The sequence below is a fragment of the Lachnoclostridium sp. An76 genome (assembly GCF_002161355.1).
Lineage (GTDB): Bacteria > Bacillota > Clostridia > Lachnospirales > Lachnospiraceae > Mediterraneibacter > Mediterraneibacter caccavium.
In genome coordinates this window covers 553,778-571,897 of the sequence record NZ_NFHL01000001.1, presented here as the reverse complement: position 1 = coordinate 571,897, position 18,120 = coordinate 553,778, and the positions used below count along the sequence as shown (strand labels likewise).

Annotated in this window: 17 protein-coding genes; 14 read left to right on the top strand and 3 right to left on the bottom strand. The window is 35.4% G+C overall.

Annotation, left to right across the window (positions count from 1 at the left end; translation table 11 throughout):
* Positions 1-5: 5 nt before the first annotated feature.
* The 13 genes from B5G27_RS02595 to B5G27_RS02535 all read left to right on the top strand — a co-directional run bounded on the left by B5G27_RS02595 (position 6) and on the right by B5G27_RS02535 (position 13,301).
* Positions 6-1,049 (top strand): sulfotransferase, encoded by a 1,044-nt coding sequence (locus B5G27_RS02595; protein ID WP_087177413.1) that lies wholly within the window; start codon positions 6-8, stop codon positions 1,047-1,049.
* 106 nt (positions 1,050-1,155) lie between these two features.
* On the top strand, positions 1,156-2,538 hold the full coding sequence (locus tag B5G27_RS02590; protein ID WP_087177412.1) for a sugar transferase: 1,383 nt from the start codon (positions 1,156-1,158) through the stop codon (positions 2,536-2,538).
* Positions 2,539-2,615: 77 nt separating this feature from the next.
* Positions 2,616-3,326, top strand: coding sequence for a WecB/TagA/CpsF family glycosyltransferase (locus tag B5G27_RS02585; RefSeq protein ID WP_087177411.1), 711 nt, complete (start codon positions 2,616-2,618; stop codon positions 3,324-3,326).
* Complete coding sequence (wecB, locus tag B5G27_RS02580; protein ID WP_087177410.1) at positions 3,327-4,439, top strand: non-hydrolyzing UDP-N-acetylglucosamine 2-epimerase; 1,113 nt, start codon at positions 3,327-3,329, stop codon at positions 4,437-4,439.
* Positions 4,436-5,425 carry a glycosyltransferase family 2 protein gene (locus B5G27_RS02575; protein ID WP_087177409.1) on the top strand — a complete coding sequence of 330 codons (990 nt, stop codon included), beginning with the start codon at positions 4,436-4,438 and terminating at the stop codon, positions 5,423-5,425. Before wecB ends, B5G27_RS02575 begins: the two co-directional genes overlap by 4 nt.
* On the top strand, positions 5,422-6,900 hold the full coding sequence (locus B5G27_RS02570) for an O-antigen ligase family protein (protein WP_087177408.1): 1,479 nt from the start codon (positions 5,422-5,424) through the stop codon (positions 6,898-6,900). The genes B5G27_RS02575 and B5G27_RS02570 overlap by 4 nt, the downstream gene beginning before the upstream one ends.
* Positions 6,863-7,321 (top strand): GtrA family protein, encoded by a 459-nt coding sequence (locus B5G27_RS02565; RefSeq protein ID WP_087177407.1) that lies wholly within the window; start codon positions 6,863-6,865, stop codon positions 7,319-7,321. Before B5G27_RS02570 ends, B5G27_RS02565 begins: the two co-directional genes overlap by 38 nt.
* A complete protein-coding gene (locus B5G27_RS02560) occupies positions 7,321-8,058 on the top strand; it encodes a glycosyltransferase family 2 protein (protein WP_087177406.1) in 738 nt (245 codons plus the stop codon). The genes B5G27_RS02565 and B5G27_RS02560 overlap by 1 nt, the downstream gene beginning before the upstream one ends.
* A 10-nt stretch (positions 8,059-8,068) precedes the next feature.
* Positions 8,069-8,434, top strand: coding sequence for a DUF2304 domain-containing protein (locus B5G27_RS02555; RefSeq protein ID WP_087177405.1), 366 nt, complete (start codon positions 8,069-8,071; stop codon positions 8,432-8,434).
* Positions 8,418-9,767, top strand: coding sequence for an ArnT family glycosyltransferase (locus B5G27_RS02550; RefSeq protein ID WP_087177404.1), 1,350 nt, complete (start codon positions 8,418-8,420; stop codon positions 9,765-9,767). Before B5G27_RS02555 ends, B5G27_RS02550 begins: the two co-directional genes overlap by 17 nt.
* The gene (locus B5G27_RS02545; RefSeq protein WP_087177403.1) at positions 9,760-10,893 is read left to right on the top strand and encodes a glycosyltransferase; all 1,134 of its coding nucleotides are present in this window, start codon (positions 9,760-9,762) and stop codon (positions 10,891-10,893) included. Before B5G27_RS02550 ends, B5G27_RS02545 begins: the two co-directional genes overlap by 8 nt.
* Before the next feature lie 2 nt (positions 10,894-10,895).
* Positions 10,896-11,846: a glycosyltransferase family 2 protein gene (locus B5G27_RS02540; protein ID WP_087177402.1), complete on the top strand. Its 951-nt coding sequence runs from the start codon at positions 10,896-10,898 to the stop codon at positions 11,844-11,846.
* Positions 11,847-11,864: 18 nt separating this feature from the next.
* Complete coding sequence (locus B5G27_RS02535; protein WP_087177401.1) at positions 11,865-13,301, top strand: oligosaccharide flippase family protein; 1,437 nt, start codon at positions 11,865-11,867, stop codon at positions 13,299-13,301.
* A 55-nt stretch (positions 13,302-13,356) separates the two neighbouring features.
* Here B5G27_RS02535 and B5G27_RS02530 read toward each other — a convergent pair whose 3' ends face one another.
* The 3 genes from B5G27_RS02530 to B5G27_RS02520 are packed head-to-tail and all read right to left on the bottom strand — an operon-like array spanning position 13,357 to position 17,414.
* A complete protein-coding gene (locus B5G27_RS02530; RefSeq protein WP_087177400.1) occupies positions 13,357-14,913 on the bottom strand; it encodes a BCCT family transporter in 1,557 nt (518 codons plus the stop codon).
* Position 14,914: 1 nt separating this feature from the next.
* Positions 14,915-15,637 carry an NTP transferase domain-containing protein gene (locus B5G27_RS02525; protein WP_087177399.1) on the bottom strand — a complete coding sequence of 241 codons (723 nt, stop codon included), beginning with the start codon at positions 15,635-15,637 and terminating at the stop codon, positions 14,915-14,917.
* A 13-nt stretch (positions 15,638-15,650) separates the two neighbouring features.
* Positions 15,651-17,414: an NTP transferase domain-containing protein gene (locus B5G27_RS02520; protein ID WP_087177398.1), complete on the bottom strand. Its 1,764-nt coding sequence runs from the start codon at positions 17,412-17,414 to the stop codon at positions 15,651-15,653.
* Positions 17,415-17,623: 209 nt separating this feature from the next.
* Between B5G27_RS02520 and B5G27_RS16985 the strand changes: the two genes are divergently transcribed.
* Positions 17,624-18,106 carry an acyltransferase family protein gene (locus tag B5G27_RS16985; protein WP_087177397.1) on the top strand — a complete coding sequence of 161 codons (483 nt, stop codon included), beginning with the start codon at positions 17,624-17,626 and terminating at the stop codon, positions 18,104-18,106.
* Positions 18,107-18,120 lie beyond the last annotated feature (14 nt).

Here is an 18,120-nt window from a genome sequence, read left to right as displayed (position 1 = left end):
TTACAATGGAAACAAGAAAAGTTATAGTACCGACTGGTTATATGGGATCTGGGTCCTCGGCTATCACGGATCTTTTAGATGGACTGGAAGACTTCGATGTAAGCAGAAGTACTTTCGAATTTGTATTTTTACATTGCCCTAATGGCGTTTTTGATTTGGAAGACAAACTGCTCAGGGGAAATAACGCTGTCAGAAGTGATGAAGCGCTGCATAGTTTTTATAAAACTATGCGGCAATTGTATGATAAAAAATATTGGTGGGTTGGGCATTATAATGAATATATAGGTTCGGGATTTTGGGATGCGACAGAAACATATGTCAGGGAACTTACGGAGTTTTCTCCAGAATATTATTGGTATTATCAAGAAAACACTATTCCGAGAATGGTGCCGCGATTGTTTTTTAATAAGATTTTAAGGCATTTGCCAAATGGTGATAAATTTATCAAAAAACCTTTGACGTATGCACCCATGTGGATTTCGTATGTTGATCCGAAAACGTTTTATAATGTGTCAAAAAAATATATATATACTATTTTTGATATAATGGGAAAATGTGATAAAAATATCGTACTTGACCAGCTATTGCTCCCATTTAATTTACACAGGTTTTCGAATTATTTTGATGATGCTGTGGAAGTTTTTGTAGTAGAACGTGATCCGCGGGACGTGTTTATTGCGAATAAATACTATTGGAGTTCAGCAAATGAACCTGTTCCATACCCTAAAGAAGTTAATGAATTTTGTCGTTTTTATAAGAAGTTGAGACAAATAGAAAAAAGAACAGAGCATCCGCAAATTCATAGGATACATTTTGAAGACTTAATTTATAATTATTCAGATACAGTTAGTAAGGTGTTTAAGATACTAGGAGTTAAAGGTGATGCAAAAAAAACAAAATTTGATCCCTCTCGTTCGATTTATAATACGCAGCTGTTTTTGAAAGAGCAAAAATATGAACAAGAATGTACGGTGATTGCAAATCAACTTAAAGAATATCTGTATCATTTCCCATACAGGATTTTACACAAGGAAAATGAAGTTTTTTGATCCGATGTAAATAAAATAAAGTCATTTAACCTGATGAAAAAAAGTTGTAATATTTGTAATAATTTGTTATAATAGTCTGCAATGTTATTATGTGTAGAGGTGTAAAATGAATCGTGGCGAACTTGATCAGTTTAAAAGAGTATTAAGAGCTTTTGCAGCTTTACTCCTTATAATAGGAATGGCAATACTTTTTTTGTTTGTATGGAAAGAGTACTATAATTTGCGGGTCGTATTTCCTTTCTATTATAAAGGGCATTGGTTGATCGTTGTAGTTTATGCAATATTTGTAGCAATATTTTTTTACATCTATGGCGGATTGAAATTTGGTTACCTGACGTATTCCAGTATTGTTTTATCTCAAGTGTTAGCAATAATCTGTGCTAATATTTTAACATATTTAGAGATCGTACTCCTGTCAGCAAAATTTGTGGGAATTTATCCTTTGATAGTGATGACAGCGATACAGATTGTGGTTATATTTATATGGACTGCTTTCATTTCGGTAAGCTTTATAAAGATATTTCCACCAAGAAGATTGTTGGTGTTATATGAGGAATACAATCCAAGTCTGATGGCGTATAAGATAAAGAGAAGGAATGACAGGTATAAAATAGAGGGCTATATCAATATCAAGGAAACTGAAGAAGAGGATCTGCACGAAACAATTCGTAAGTACGATGCCGTCCTGATATATGATGTGCATTCTATTGAGAGAAATAAAATATTAAAGTTTTGTTATTCGGAGTCCATTCGGGTTTATGTTACACCAAAGTTATCAGATATTTTGATTAGGAGTTCCGAGACGATAGATTTGTTTGATACACCTTTGTTTTTAATGAGAAATAGTGGTATTTCTTTCGAACAAAGATTGATAAAACGTATTATGGATATTATTATATCCCTGGTGGTATTAGTAATTACATCTCCAATCATGCTACTTGTTGCAGTTGCTATTAAGCTTTATGATGGTGGACCCGTATTTTTTATACAGGAAAGATGTACAAAAGACGGGAAGGTTTTTAAGATCCATAAGTTCAGAAGTATGATTGTTGATGCAGAAAAAGAGGGAAAAGCGATCCCTGCAACTGAAAATGATCCTCGAATCACACCGGTTGGCAGGTTTATCAGAAAGACAAGGATTGACGAGCTTCCCCAGATGATCGATATTTTGCAGGGAAATATGAGTGTGGTGGGTCCAAGACCTGAGAGAGTGGAACATGTGAAAGCATATACAAAAGAGATCCCTGAATTTTCCTATCGGTTGAAGGTAAAGGGTGGTTTGACAGGGTACGCGCAGATTTACGGAAAATATAATACAACAGCATACGATAAACTTAAGCTCGATCTTATGTATATCCAAAATTATTCTGTACTGATGGATGTCAGGTTAATCTTTATGACTATAAAGATTATGCTTTTAAAAGAGAGTACAGAAGGTTTTGATGAAGAAATATCACGTAATATTGGGGATAGAGGAAGTGAAAATTAGCAGAGAAATAGTAGAGGGCTTGGATAAAAACTGAGTCATTCTACTTTTTTCTGGTTTATGATAGAAAAGAGGGTGTTATGAAAGAGTATTTTGACAGGTTATATAGAAAAGGATTTGAACAGTTTATAGAAGAGATGGAATACTCTCTGGAAAATGAAAAAAAGTGCTTTATCGTTACGGCAAATCCTGAAACATTTATGATCGGGGAAAAGGATCGGGTTATGGAGGAGATTCTGCTGAATCAGAACGTATCTGTTGTTCCTGATGGGATCGGAATCGTGAAAGCAGCTCAGATGCTGGATTATAATATTACAGACCGCATTACAGGAATTGATATAGCATATAAATTGTTAGAATTTGGTCACAAAATGGAGAAAAAGATTTATTTGTTCGGTTCCAGACAGGATGTGGTTGATGATATGAAAGAAGTTCTTGGGAAGACCTATCCGAAGCTTAAAATTGTCGGTTCACAAAATGGCTATGTTGAAGATAAAGATGCTGTTTTTTCTGATATTAAAGCGAAACGTCCTGATATTGTACTTGTGGCTTTGGGGATACCATTACAGGAAAAATTAATCTATAGGCATTTGGATGAATTTGATAAAGGAATCTTTGTTGGAGTTGGCGGGTCTTTTGATGTCATCAGTGGACATAAAAAAAGGGCGCCTCGCATCTTTATCAAGCTCAAGTTGGAGTGGTTATATAGAATTGTTCTGGAGCCTCAAAGGTTAAAAAGATTTTATGAAAGTAATATAAAGTTTATATTCAGGATTAGGAGGTATAAATAATTGATAAAGGTAATGACGATATTTGGGACAAGACCAGAGACCATAAAAATGGCGCCTTTGGTCAAGGAACTGAAGGCGAGAAAGAATATAAAAACAGTAGTATGTGTGACAGCACAGCACAGACAGATGCTGGATCAGGTATTGAATGCATTTAATATCATTCCGGACTATGATCTGGATATCATGAAGCAGGGACAGACTCTCTCTGATATTACAACACGTGTTCTGAAAGGACTTGAAAAAGTTATTGAAGAGGTAAAACCAGATCTTGTTCTTGTACATGGTGATACAACAACGACATTTGCCGGAGCTCTGGCGGCTTTTTATCATCAGATTCCAATAGGGCATGTGGAGGCCGGATTAAGAACATATAATAAATATTCTCCCTATCCGGAAGAAATAAACAGGCAGTTTGTAGGGATTGTAGCGGATTTGAACTTCGCTCCGACAGAAAAAAGTAAACAGAATCTGTTGAATGAAGGGAAAAAGCCAGAAAGTATTTATGTTACAGGGAACACAGCGATAGATGCCTTGAAAACAACAGTCAGAGAAGAGTTCTCAGATGAAATAACTGAATGGGCACAAGGATCCAGATTACTTGTACTAACTGCTCATAGAAGAGAAAATCTGGGAGAACCAATGCGGCATATGTTTAAGGCGATTAAGCGCATTATAGATAAATATGACGATATTAAAATGGTTTATCCTGTTCACTTAAATCCAATAGTAGTTGAAACAGCAAATGAAATTTTTGGGGATTGTAAAAGAGTAAAATTAGTAAAACCGCTGGAGGTTGTAGAGTTTCACAATCTTTTGAATAAGTCTTATCTGATTTTAACGGACAGTGGCGGAATACAGGAAGAAGCTCCGTCTTTGGGGAAACCTGTAATAGTTTTACGGGATACTACGGAAAGACCTGAAGGAATTGAAGCGGGTACTTTGAAACTTGCGGGCACGGAGGAAGAGGCAATTTATGAGATTCTTGAAGAACTCTTAAATGATAAACAGGCATATCAGAAAATGAGCATGGCTTCCAATCCATATGGTGACGGAACAGCTAGTGTAAAGATTGTTGATGCTATTGAAAAATTTTTTTGTGGTGAAAATAAATGATATTAGTCAGTATTATCGTACCGGTATATAATACAGAAAAGTATTTGGAAAAATGTATTAAAAGTTTGATTGATCAGACACTTCAAAATATAGAAATTATTGCTATTGATGATGGATCAAAAGATCAAAGCGGAGTGCTATTAGATCAGTTTCAAATCGAATATCCAGAGAAAATCAGAGTTTTTCACCAGCAAAATTCAGGGATAAGTGCTGTCAGAAATCGTGGTATATCACTTGCCAGAGGAAAGTATATTGCTTTTGTTGACAGCGATGACAGTGTTGCTCCCAGATATTGTGAACTGTTGGTATCAAAAATAGAAGAAGACGGTCTGGACATGGCTGTGTGTGATTATTTTGAAGTACGCGGAAATAATTTGAAAAAGATTGCTATGCCCTCAGTAGGAGAGGCTACTGTATATGAAAGATCGGAATTGCTTTTCTACATTAATACGAGCCCATGGAATAAGCTATACGATGTGGATTTTTTAAGAAGCAATCAGATAGAATTCCCGTTGAATTTGAAGTATGAAGATACTGCATTTGTCCATCAAATATTGGCAAAAGGGGCTAAGATTGGATGTACCAATATACCTCTTGTATATTACGTTATCCATGCCAAGAGTGAATCGACAGTGGTAAAAAAGAATATATTTGACATTTTTGATATTTTGGATATCGTTCAGGATGCATATCGAAAAATGCCGGATGAATGCTACGAAAAAGTGTATGACTATTTAGAATACTTTATTATAAATAGAATTACAGTATATAATCTGCAGCAAGTTTATCAAGAGGTAACGGGATTGGGAGAAGAGTTTATTTCTTGCGGTTTTAAATATCTTGCAGACAATTTTCCAAAGTGGCGTCAAAATAAGTATTTTAATAAGTATAATGGTTTAGTCAAGAGAATAATAAAAAAACATATTTGGATTACAAAAACAATTGTTAAGATCATAAAAATATTTAACAGTAGAGGTGCAGCATGAAAGAAATGATCAAAAAAAACTGGTTGCTTGTTTTAGTGGTTGCTCAGCCTATATTGGATATTATTGCGTATTTTCAATATGACAATTTATTTGGAAGTATGGCAGGATATATCCGTCTTCTTATAATGTTCGCCATACCTTTGGCAGTATTACTTCTTAAACGGAAATTAAGTTTTGGAATCTTAATGGGAGTAATAGGACTATATTGTCTTTTACATGTCGCTTCATGTTATATTAATGGATATGCTAATCTTTTTTCCGATGTTTCCTATTTGCTTAGAGTAATACAGATGCCAGTATTGGCAATTTCGTTTTGCTTTCTTTTTGACAAAGAAACATATAAAGAGCAGATTGTAAAAGGTTTTGTTATTAATTATATCGTGATTGTGATAAGTATTATTCTGGCGTTTATTACAAAAACAGGAGACTATACTTATAGGGATTATGAAATTGGATATACGGGATGGTTTGCAAATGCGAATTCACAAAGTATCATTCTTATCTCTATGGCTCCATTTGTAATTTATTATGCTATAAAGAAGAAAAATAAGGTGGGAATCATCTTGGCAATGTTTGCGGTTCCGATAGTTTTGCTGTCTAATGGTACAACTGCAGGATATTTAGCAATCTTTGTCATATTTGGCGGTTTTTTCGCTTTTTATGTAGTAGATTTCTTCATGAAAAAGAGGCAGAGAAAGAGGATTCAGCCCGCTATGATCATTGGGGCTCTTGTCATTATGATATTTTCGGGTGTTGTCTATCCTTTGACGCCGAAATATGCGATGGATACTTATGATAATGGAAAAAGAGAAGAAGAAAACGAAAAGTTAAATCAGAAAAAAAATAAAATCGGTCAAGGACACGAGATTACCCTTGAAGAGATCCTCGCGGATCCGGAAGCTAAGCAGATGCTTATCGATACTTATAAGGATGAACTTAATCCTGACCTTGTAGAAAAGTTTGGAGTGGAAAGAGTTTTAGAAGAATATGGATGGTGGCCGGACTCATATACGCTTGCCGATGTAAGATTGCAGAAGAGAATTAATGCCAAATTGATATGGGAAGACAGTAATATGCTTACAAAGTTCTTTGGAATAGAGTTTACTGAAATGGAAGATTATGATCTGGAGAACGACTATCCGGCGATTTATTACTATTATGGATATATCGGATTCGGGTTGTATGTGATTTTCCTTGCATATTTCTTAATTCTGATTATTAAAACATTGATAAAGAATTTTAAGGGATCATTTTTCTTTTTTAATTTTATATTGGCTGTTACCTATGTATTGCAGTTGGGATTGGCACAGTTTTCAGGGGCAATTCTGAGAAGACCGAATGCTTCGATATATATGTCGCTCATAATTGCTTTGATTTTTTATCAGTGCGGAAAGATAGAAAAACAAAGTAAGGATAAAGTAAAGAAAGTGGGAAAAAATGGGCAGAATACAGTACTTTCTGAAAAAAATTTTTAATCGGGAAATTATAATGTACCTGGTTTTTGGCGTGTTGACAACAGTTGTGAATTACGGAGTGTTTATAATAGGAGTCAATATTTCCGGGACAGAAAAAGCTCTTCTTGTAAATTTGTATGCATTTATAGCAGCAACACTGTTTGCATTTATTACAAATCGCCTGTTTGTTTTTCAAAAGCAGTTGGTTTGTGTGAAAATTATAATAGAAGAAATGATTAAGTTTTTTGCTGCCCGCATATTTTCACTTGGAATCGAACAGTTAGGCCTGTTGCTTGCAATCAAATATTTGGATGCCGAAAAAATCGATGTGTGTGGGATCAGTACTGTTTATATATGGAAAGTGGTGTTATCTTTCCTGGCAGTTCTTTTAAATTATTTTGCAAGTAAGTATATTGTGTTTAGGAAAAGGAACGAAGGATAATGAAAATATTATTGATTATTCCTGCTTATAATGAGGAGTGTAATATTGTAAGGACGGTGCAGAGTGTAGAGGCTATAAGGTCAGAAAAAAGGAATCGTGGATATATATTAGATTATATTGTGATTAATGACGGATCTCTTGATAACACAGAAGAGATTTGCCGGGATAATAATATTAAGTGTATTAATTTGTTTCAAAATCTTGGCATAGGTGGAGCGGTGCAGACAGGATATATTTATGCCTGCATTGCGAACTATGATATAGCAATACAATTTGACGGCGATGGGCAACATGATATAAATTCTCTGGATAAGCTGATTGCTCCAATTATAGAGGGAAAGGCAGATTTTGTTGTCGGATCCAGATTTGTTAAACCCAGGAAGTTGGATGATAATTTTCAATCTACCTTTATGAGAAGGGTTGGGATAAGGTATCTCTCCTTTTTGTTAAATCTTTTTGCTGGAATAAAAGTCAAGGATGTTACTTCGGGCTACAGAGCTGCTAATAGGCATGTGTTAGAAATGTTTGCCAACGATTATCCAGTCGATTATCCAGAACCAGAATCCCTTGTGATGTTAGCCAAAAATTCAGTCAGGATTTCGGAAGTCGGTGTAAACATGTTTGAGAGAGCCGAGGGGAAATCTTCCATACGGGCCTGGAAGTCAGTTTATTATATGATAAAAGTGTCATTAGCAATTGTATGTAGAGCTTTTCAAAAAAGCAATAATAAAAAGTGAGGGATGAGAGATGTCATTGGTCTTAAGAATCGAAATGCTGGTTGTTGCTATTTTGTTTGTCGTGCTGGTTATTAAAGTTATCAATAGGAAAAAGCTGCGTTTACAGTATTCATTGGTGTGGCTTTTAATCTCAGCCGGAATCATGTTATTTGCACTTTTACCGGATGTAGTTATCGGCTTGTCTGGGGTAATGGGAGTAGAGGTCCCTTCGAATTTCTTATATATGATTGCCTTGATAGTATTGCTGATAATTACGTTTTACCTTACTATGATAGTATCAAAACAGTCTGAAGAAATTAAGCGATTGATTCAAATGACTTCAATTGAAAAATATTTGTCAGAGGAGCGCAAAAATAGTAATGAAACAAAGAAATAAGGCTGCCAATAAGTGCATTGATCTTATAAGAGAGTATAAGTGGATTATTTTGGTTTGTATTGCGTTGTTTTTGGAAAGAGTCTGTGCGGCATATTTTTTGGGATTCTCATACAATATCAACAGTGACGATCTTTCATATGTAAAAAGTGGTATAGAATTTGCCAATACGGGACGCATAACAATGCACGGTGTATTATCAGCGCAGATTATGCCTGGGATGCCGGTGCTGATCGGTTTCTTCTCACTTTTTTGTGGGGAAGGCGAGGCGCTCTGGATTGTGCTAAAAATTGTCTGGGCGTTGATGGGAGCAATAACAGCTTTCTATATTTATAAATCTGTTTTGATTTTTGCACCCAAAATATTTGCAGTTATTTCTGCTCTGCCTCTTTTTTTGATCAATTATGTGTGGATGGATAATCTTATTCTTACGGAAACTCCTTTTATGCTTTTTTTATCGATGCTGATTTATGCAACGTTGATGATGGGAAAAAAACAGGAGAATAAGTATTTTTGGTTATGCGTTGTAACATATATGCTTGCACTTATGTTTAAGGCCAATATTGCTATTTATCCTCTTTTTGCAATGGCATACCTGTTAGCGGTGAAGTATGGGCTTGTAAGATTAATAAAGCAAGGACTTATTTTAGGTTTGGTAATTTTATGTTTTGTTGTTCCCTGGAGTATTAGAAACTATATTTATTATGATGCTTTTATTCCTTTGACTTGGGGATCTGGTAATCCTCTTTTACTTGGAACTTATCAGGGGACGGGGTATCCTCTGGACGAGGAATTGGATTATAAAACGAATGTTGAAAATGTTGTAAAAGAAGAATATAAACAATATTACGATTCGGATGGAAAGATTAAAGAGGATTATCTTGAAAAATATGTTTCGCTTGAGGCGGATGGTATCAAGGCGCGTTATAGGATGGCGGAATGGTTTGAACGTAATCCGGGGAGCATGATTTATTCTTATTTGATAAGTAAGCCTTTGGATATGATCAATGGGGTGTTTTATTGGAATGAAATATTTGATATACATGTCGGCGGATTAGTGGTTTTGAAAAAAATTAATTGTATATTATGTATTTTATTAATCCCGCTTAGCCTTCTGCTGAAAAAGGATAGAGCTGAAGTTCTTTATCTGGCAGGGACATATGCAGGGAATATTATTTTATATGCTGTTTATTTTGCATTAAACAGATATTCTGAGACCCTGATGCCATTCCGATATATCGGGATGGGTATATCTCTGTATTTTAGTATGTTATTTGCGGAACGAGTATACAAATCTATAAAGAAGAGTGGAGTGAAAGGGAAGCTAGATGAGTAAAGTTTATATAACCAGTCTGCATTTAATGCATGGCGGAGTTGAAATGGCAATTACTCTATTGGCTAATGCGTTGGTCAAAAGAGGGTTCGATGTAGAAATATTATGTATATATAATCTCGGACAACCAGCATATTCGATTGATGAAAAGGTTAAGATCACTTATCTTAGTGCCATGCACCCTAACAGGGAAGAATTTTACAGGGCTATTAAAACGAGAAATATTCCTTTAATAATTCGGGAAGGGATATATTCTGTAAAGGTTCTGTATTTGAAAAAGAAAGTAATGGCAGATGCAATAAAACAGATAGAGAAAGGTGTTATTATTTCTACCCGGAACGAGCATTCTGTATTACTGTCTAAATATGGAAGGAAAGGAGTTGAGAAGATAGCCCAGCTTCATCATGATCACAAATTTGAAAAACGATTAATAAATGATTTTAGGAAAAAATATACCAATATAGATTATTTTGTTTTACTGACAGATAGATTAAAAGATGAGGTTAAGGTCATGATGAAGGATAATACACATACCAAGTGTGTTGTTATTCCAAATTTTCTTGCTGATATGAATGAAATTGGGGATTTACAGCGTAAAAGGCAAGTACTTGCTGTGGGTCGCCTTCATGAAGTGAAAGGATTTGAACGTTTGATTAAAATCTGGAAAAGATTTGATGCTAAAGACGGAACGGTGTTAAAAATAATCGGAGATGGACAGGAAAAGGAATCTTTACAGCATTTGATTGATAAGTATGGCTTGCAGGAAAAAGTGATTATGACAGGAGAATTAAGCCATGAAAAGGTAATGGAAGAAATGCATCAGTCATTATGTTATGCGATGACTTCTTATTCCGAGGCGTTTCCATTTGTTTTAATTGAAGCTATGGCTGCCGGTCTTCCAGTAGTGGCTTATGATGTGCGAGTGGGACCGGCAGCGATTGTTCAAAACAGTGAAAATGGTTTCTTAATCCCTGATGGAAATGAAGAACTGTTTATTGATAAACTGAGAAGTTTATGTCAGAATGATAAATTAAGGGAAAAGATGTCGGAAAGCGCTGTTCAAAGAAGCAGAGAATTTTCTGAAGACAGTGTTATGAAAAAATGGTTAGATATATTGAGGATAGAGTGAGTATGAAATTAAGTGTAATAGTGCCTGTTTACAATGTAGAACCTTATTTGAGAAAGTGTCTAGAATCTTTGGCAAATCAGACTTTGGAGGATATGGAAGTCATAGTCGTAAATGATGGGTCTCCTGATGGATCTCAAAAAATTATTGATGAGTTTACGGCAGATTATCCTAAGAGAGTTATTGGTTTGATAAAAGAAAATGGCGGACAGGCAAGTGCCAGGAATCTGGCATTGCAGTATGCAAAAGGGCAGTATATAGGTTTTGTTGATGGTGATGACTGGGTTGATACGGAGATGTTTGAGACCATGTACAATAAAGCCTTATCAGAACAGGCGGATATTGTAATCTGTAATACAATGGATCATTATGATGACCATATCGTTTATCATCGACAGTCGGATGTGGGGAAATTACGTAAATGTGGATCGGTCTGCAATAAAATATTTCGGAAGGATATGATCGGTTCGGTCCGATTCCCGGAAGGTCTCTGGTATGAAGACTTATGTTTTGGAGTAAAACTCCTTATGCAGACAGAGAAAATTGCATATTGTGAAGAACATTTTTATCATGCTTTAAACCGCCAGGGTTCAACAATGAATAATAATAATTCTAAGAAGAATCTTGACATGCTTACTGTTATGACTGATATAGTAGATTATATGCATGAACATAACTTAGATGACAAATACGGTTATGATCTTGAATATATGATGATAGAGCATATACTGATTACTTCAATTAACCGTGTTTCCGAACAGAAAAATCCTGATAAGGAGAAAATTATAAGAGAATTGCGGAATTATGTTTTGAAATATTATCCTAATTTTCAGAGCGACAAAGCATTTAAGGAGTTCAAAAAGAACCAGAGGATCATCGCAGTTTTGAATGGATATGGTCTCCATAATCTCTCTAAAATCTTATTGTTTATAAAAAAGAAAATCTCAAGAGGATAGCCATTAAGGAGAAAAGTTTTGAAATCATCTTTAGCTAAAAATGCCATTTATAAAGTTATCTTAAATGTATTCAATTTATTAGTTCCATTATTTGTAGGACCGTACGTTGCGGGATTGCTTACTCCTGAATTGTATGGGGTATATAATCGCGTATATGCTGAATTTCAGGTGTTTTTCATTGTTGGAGCATTTGGAATTTATAATTATGGTGTCAGGGAAATCAGTAAAGTAAGAAATGATAAAAAAAGATTTGGCAGCATTTTTACAAGTCTTTTTGTGATAGGAATACTTTCTAATCTGCTTGTTACTATATTTTATATTGGATATATAATCTTACGAGGGAATGGGATTGATCAGTACGTATATCTTGTGATGATTATCCAGATGGTTTCGAACGTATTTTATATAGAATTTGTGAATGAAGCGGTAGAAAATTATCGATTTATAGCAATTAAAACTATTTTGATCAGAATCCTTTATCTGATTTCTATTTTTGCTTTTGTAAGAAAACCTACTGATGTTATCATATACTCAGTAGTAGTCAGCATGACTGTTTTGTTAAATAATCTTGCAAGTTTCTTTTACTTAAAAAGGCAGTATAAATTTGATTTTACAAATGTAAAAATATTGTGTCACATTATGCCGCTTATCGTTAACCTTATTTTTACAAATGTAGAATTATTATATGGACAACTAGACAAGGTACTTTTAGGCGCTTTTGTCAGTGATATAGCTGTGACAGAATATACTTTGCCCACTACCCTGGCAGGCATGCTATCGACAATACCTTTATCACTGATTACAGTTGCCATCCCCAGACTGTCAAAATATATAGGTGAAAATGACAGAGAGAGCTATATTAATACATTAAAAAGTACCTGTCGGACATATATGGCAATTTTAATACCTATGTCCTTTGGAGTAATGGTACTGGCAAAAGAGATTATGTGGCTGTATTCTAAGGATGTTTATACTTATACATATCCTGTTTTAATATGCGCGGCTCTTTCGCGGATAGTTTTTGGATATCAGTCTATCATGACTTACTTGGTAATGTATGTAAACAGTATGGAAAAAAAATTGACGGTGTTATTGTTTCAGGGAGGAGTAATAAATTGTATTCTAAATTTTTCCCTGATTTTGGTTGGAAATTTTTCGGCATTAAGTGCCTTGATAACGACAATGATTGCTGTTCTTGTTTTTATTTTTCTTTCCTTGCGATATGCTAAAAACAATTTGGATTTAAAAGGTATATTTATAACTAAAGAAATTATCGGATATTTTATAATAGGGATTTGCTTTATTCCTATATCTATTGGTGTTAATTTATTACGCTTGGGTTATATATGGAATATAGTAATTGAAATAGTTCTTTGTGTAGGACTTTATGGTTTTTATATGATTTATACAAAAGATCCATTGCTAGATGTAGTGTTCAGAAAATTTAGAATGTAAGTGAAAAGAAATTTTTTAGATAAGATAAGGCCGCCCAAAAGAGGACGGCCTTACTTTATAGATCTTTTTCTTTTTTTTCAGCTAGGAATGATCGTGCATCTTTGATAAAACTGGCAGTGATCAGAACTATAATAGCTCCGATAGGGAAGGCCGCTATAATACTCACTGATTGTAGGTTGCTCATAGAGCTTTCTGAGAATACAAGCGCAATCGGAAGCAGGATCAATAGAATACACCACATTAACTGAATCAGCATATGAGGAGATTCCTTTTCTCCCAGTCGATGGTAACTGTAACAAGATCCGATCAAGGCTATTGAATCGAATGAGGTTGCATAAAAAGCTATCATGGTAATGAGCAAAAGTACTAATACGACTGGAGCAGCCGGCAGAGTCCGTATGATAGCAATGATCACATCATAAAGGTTATTTCCGTTTTCTTGATACTGAGCAAGAAAATCAACAGCTCCGGAAACCTGTTTCCCCAGTGAATAATTACCAAGGATTATGAAACTTATCACAGTTGACCCGACGCCAAATGCGTAACCACCGAGTATTGTCTGGCGAACCGTGCGCCCTCTTGAAATGTTGCCAATGAAAAATGGGGCTGCTACACACCATACCATCCAGTACGCCCAATAGAAAATAGTCCAGTTTTGAGGAAACGATGTTGTGCGCTGAGGATCCGTATATGTAGCGAGTTCAAAAAAGTTCTGTAGCATTCTTCCTAAAGAAGAAAATCCGGTCTCAATGATGTATCTGGCTTCTCCTCCAAATATCAGCACAAAAGCCAGCAGAGCAAAAAACAGATAAACACATGATTTTGCCAAAAGGCTAATCCCTTTAAAACCATGAAGCAAGGAGTAGGTATATACGATACATGTAATGATCAGGATTATGATTGTAAGTACTGTAGAATCAAAATTTGTATGGAAGAGCTCGTTGATGGCACTTGTCATAAGTGGAGTGGCGAGACTGAATGTAGTTGCAGTCCCGGCTAACAGGGCGAAAACGGCCACCAAATCTATCAGTCTTCCCAAAAACCCGTCAGTATGTTTTCCTAAAATAGGACGGCATGCTTCGGAGTATTTTTGGCGTTCGCGTTTGCGAACATGGAGCATAAATCCAAAGGCTACGGCTAATACTAAATAGAATCCCCATGGAATCAGGCTCCAATGGAAAACAGGATATACGCTTGCCCAATCCTGAATGCTTCCCAGTTCGGCAATGTGTGGATCAGATGCATATAGTATCCATTCGGAAAATGAGTAAAACAGGATATCTGCAGCAAGTCCGGCGGTAAACATCATGGAACCCCATGTGAAGAAAGAGTATTTTGGCTTTTCGTTTTGTCCGCCTAGTACAATGTTTCCATATTTGGATGTTGCGACAAAGATTGATATAAGAAATACTCCTAATCCAATAACAAGATAATAGGTTCCAAAAGTATCTCCCAAAAAGAATCGTATCTGGCTTAAAATAGCGTTAGATTGTTCCGGCATGAAGAAAAAAAGAATGCACAGTATAATAATAATAGTAAGTGGCAGAAGAGTGATCATCCAATCCACTTTTTTCTTTGCAACAGATTCAGAAGAATTTGAGTTTGTAGTCATTTTACAGCCCTCCGTGAATATATTTTTTATAGTGGTTGTCTATTTGTGCTAATTCGTATATACTGTCTATTTCAGTAACATCTTTACGAGTCATTTCCTGAATTCCAAGATGGTAATCTTCTGGATGACAAAAAAGTGCTATGTCATCCCAATAGATTTGCTGATTTTTTTTGAGTTCAAATTCTAACTCTAAATGTTTTTTTAATTTTCTGCCATCTTGTGCAGTCCAACGAGAAATGCTATAAAGCTGCCAGCCTCCTTTTCCGCCGGATCTGCTGCATGATTTGACGACTCCATTTTCAACAGTGAGTAGCCATTCGTCTGTATCTGTATCTGTCCAGACGCAGTTGTAACTAGAACGTTCAAATTCGGATTGAAGGATAGAGTCGTTATATATTATTTGATCACCGTCCAAAATAAGTGCATCTTCGATATGATCCCGGGCCATATACAGAGAAGAAATATTATTACAGGTGTTATAGAAAGGATTTTCAATGACTTTAACTCCCGGATATTCCTCTTCCAGACTATAGAATTTCTCTTTCATATAGCCGACGACTATATATATTTCAAAAATATTGTTATTGTTTAATCCTTGTATAACAGAATCAATCATCCGAATTCCGTTTACCTTTATCAATGGTTTTGGTGTTTCAAGTGTTACAGGCTGCATCCGTTTTCCAATACCGGCCGCCATGACAATAGCTCTTTTTACTGTGTGCATAATTATTTTTGCCTCAACTTTCTTTGCCTAATTCCTTTTGAACGATTCTGTAATAGTCTTTTGCATAGCGATATTGTTGCAAAGAATATTTGCCGAAATCTACTCCGAGATTTCTTTTGTATTCACACCAGTTGCTCCAAAGAAGTCCGCAGACTGCCACATAGCAGTATATTTTAATCCGAGTTGAATCGGGGCAGTCATTTTTGAAATAAAATTGTATCGTCTGATCAATCTGGGCTCTATTGTAAAAAGAATAAATACAGAACATGGCAATATCCACATGAGGATCCTGCATCCCGGCATATTCCCAATCAATCAGCCTGATTGTTTCCTGTTGGTCAGAACCTGTTGAAAAAAGGAAATTATCAGGAACAGCATCTATATGAGTAAGTGTTTTTTTTTTGGGCTGCAAATCGATATATGGCTTTAGTGACATTACATGAGCCTTTGTTTGGTGATAATCTCTATAGATTGAATTCTTTCCGTTCCAGAGACTTTCATAAAATTCAATCTGGTCAAACAAGTTAAAGTCATGATTCACTTGCAAGTTCATTTCATGAAATGAACGTAATTTCGTCATACATTTTTTGACATCAATCATATTAAGTGGATCGCATACTCGGGTGTTTTCAATAAATTCAGTGATCTTATATCCATTTTCAGGGTTAATATATATGATATTGTCACAAATGTGTTTGTTGTTGATTTTTTGATATACATTGGCTTCTTGCTTGCGATTGATCAACTTATCTGTCCCTTCTCCGGGGATACGCATGATGTATTTGCGACCATTACAGTTAAAAAGGAAAGAACGGTTTGTCATCCCCTTTTTTAATACAGTAATCCTTGTTATAGCTTCTGGAGTTGTATTCAATGCTTTAGAAGCAGTTTCGATCGCATCTGATTTTAGTTGATTGGAATTACTGTCCAGTTCTCTGAGTTGCTCATAAGTATTGATTTCTACTGCAACATCGGCGGGAACTAGTTTAGCCGGAATGATCATTTTGTTTTTTGCGTATAGTGATTCTTCCCAGAAAGCACCGTCATATCTTTGATCGGATGCGAGCTGATGAATCCGTTCATTAACGTAAGCTGCATCCTTTTTTACAAGGTAAGTAATGCCGAGCATTGTATTTCCTTCGCCACTTCCAGTTACTGTAACAAGTTCCATTTTCCGATTGACTCGTACAGAACTGTCGCTACTCAAATGATCGCTGACCATATACCAGGAATACAGTTCGTGTTGATTGAAAGGGTTCTCAGCACACCAAATATCACACGGTATGATATAGGAATTTCCAAGGTATTTTGCTGCCAGTTTTATAGAGTGCAGATTGTTTTTGGTTGCATATTCAGTGTTTACAATTAGCCTCACTCCATACAAATCAATCAGATATTCATATTGTTCTTTCATGAAGCCCACAATTACATATATATCGGAAACGCCTACTTCATGAAGCTGTTTGATCAGTCGCTCGATTAAGGGTTCACCGTGAATTTCCAATAGTCCTTTTGGAGTTTCGGTATTAATCGGAACCATACGCATTCCAAACCCGGCGGCAAGAATGATAGCAGTTTTGGGTGACTTTACACTTACTTCCTGTATTGCCTTGTCAGTAGGAGTCATGTCTGTATTGAGGTATCCGGTGTCTATTAGCGATTTAACAGAACGGTTTACAATTCCGAGAGAATGCCCGGATGTCTGGGATAGAATCCGCTGATTTTCATAAGGTTTTGAAATAATTGCGTTCAAGATATCACATTCTTGAATGTTCATGATTAACCACCTCTTTATTTTTGTGAACAAAACTATTATATATAATATTATAGGAAGTGTCAATATGAAAATGTAATTCTGAGAATGTAATTCTTGAGTATTAAATATACGAATTGATTGAAGATTTGATGAGGTTATTGTAATATAAATATTGCTGGAAAAAGAACGTATTTCAGAGATTATATTTTAAATAACGGTTGGAAGAAAGGATGTCTTGTTTGATGAAGGAAAGAAATATTAATCTTGATTTAATCAGATGTGTAGCCGCGATTTTTGTGATTTCAGTACATTTCTGTCTTAATTCAGGGTTTTATGAATTGACATGTTCGGGAATGAGAATGCTGATTATGTGTATTTTACGTACTGCGTTTATAACCTGTGTGCCATTATTTTTGATGTTGACAGGTTACCTTATGAACAAAAAAGAATTGACTATATCGTATTATAAGGGAATAAAAAGAACTTACTGCATATATGTTCTGGTATGTATCTGTTGCCTTTTGTTCAATGTAATCTATGAAAAAGAGAACATGGGAATAAAAAAGATGATTTTAAGCATATTAGACTTTAGTGCAGATTCTTATGCATGGTATATTGAGATGTATATAGGATTATTTTTGATTATTCCGTTTCTTAATATGCAGATTGTCGGGCTAAACGGACACCTGTGCCATATTCGGCGGACAGTCTGAGACATAATTAGCGG

Coding starts and splice junctions, on each gene's coding strand:
- B5G27_RS02550 (WP_087177404.1), top strand. CDS start 8,418: ATGAAACAAAGAAATAAGGCTGCCAATAAGTGCATTGATCTTATAAGA.
- B5G27_RS02530 (WP_087177400.1), bottom strand. CDS start 14,913: ATGACTACAAACTCAAATTCTTCTGAATCTGTTGCAAAGAAAAAAGTG.
- B5G27_RS02525 (WP_087177399.1), bottom strand. CDS start 15,637: ATGCACACAGTAAAAAGAGCTATTGTCATGGCGGCCGGTATTGGAAAA.
- B5G27_RS02565 (WP_087177407.1), top strand. CDS start 6,863: ATGGGCAGAATACAGTACTTTCTGAAAAAAATTTTTAATCGGGAAATT.
- B5G27_RS02545 (WP_087177403.1), top strand. CDS start 9,760: ATGAGTAAAGTTTATATAACCAGTCTGCATTTAATGCATGGCGGAGTT.
- B5G27_RS02555 (WP_087177405.1), top strand. CDS start 8,069: ATGTCATTGGTCTTAAGAATCGAAATGCTGGTTGTTGCTATTTTGTTT.
- B5G27_RS02570 (WP_087177408.1), top strand. CDS start 5,422: ATGAAAGAAATGATCAAAAAAAACTGGTTGCTTGTTTTAGTGGTTGCT.
- B5G27_RS02590 (WP_087177412.1), top strand. CDS start 1,156: ATGAATCGTGGCGAACTTGATCAGTTTAAAAGAGTATTAAGAGCTTTT.
- B5G27_RS02595 (WP_087177413.1), top strand. CDS start 6: ATGGAAACAAGAAAAGTTATAGTACCGACTGGTTATATGGGATCTGGG.
- B5G27_RS02520 (WP_087177398.1), bottom strand. CDS start 17,414: ATGAACATTCAAGAATGTGATATCTTGAACGCAATTATTTCAAAACCT.
- B5G27_RS16985 (WP_087177397.1), top strand. CDS start 17,624: ATGTCTTGTTTGATGAAGGAAAGAAATATTAATCTTGATTTAATCAGA.
- B5G27_RS02585 (WP_087177411.1), top strand. CDS start 2,616: ATGAAAGAGTATTTTGACAGGTTATATAGAAAAGGATTTGAACAGTTT.
- B5G27_RS02560 (WP_087177406.1), top strand. CDS start 7,321: ATGAAAATATTATTGATTATTCCTGCTTATAATGAGGAGTGTAATATT.
- B5G27_RS02575 (WP_087177409.1), top strand. CDS start 4,436: ATGATATTAGTCAGTATTATCGTACCGGTATATAATACAGAAAAGTAT.
- B5G27_RS02540 (WP_087177402.1), top strand. CDS start 10,896: ATGAAATTAAGTGTAATAGTGCCTGTTTACAATGTAGAACCTTATTTG.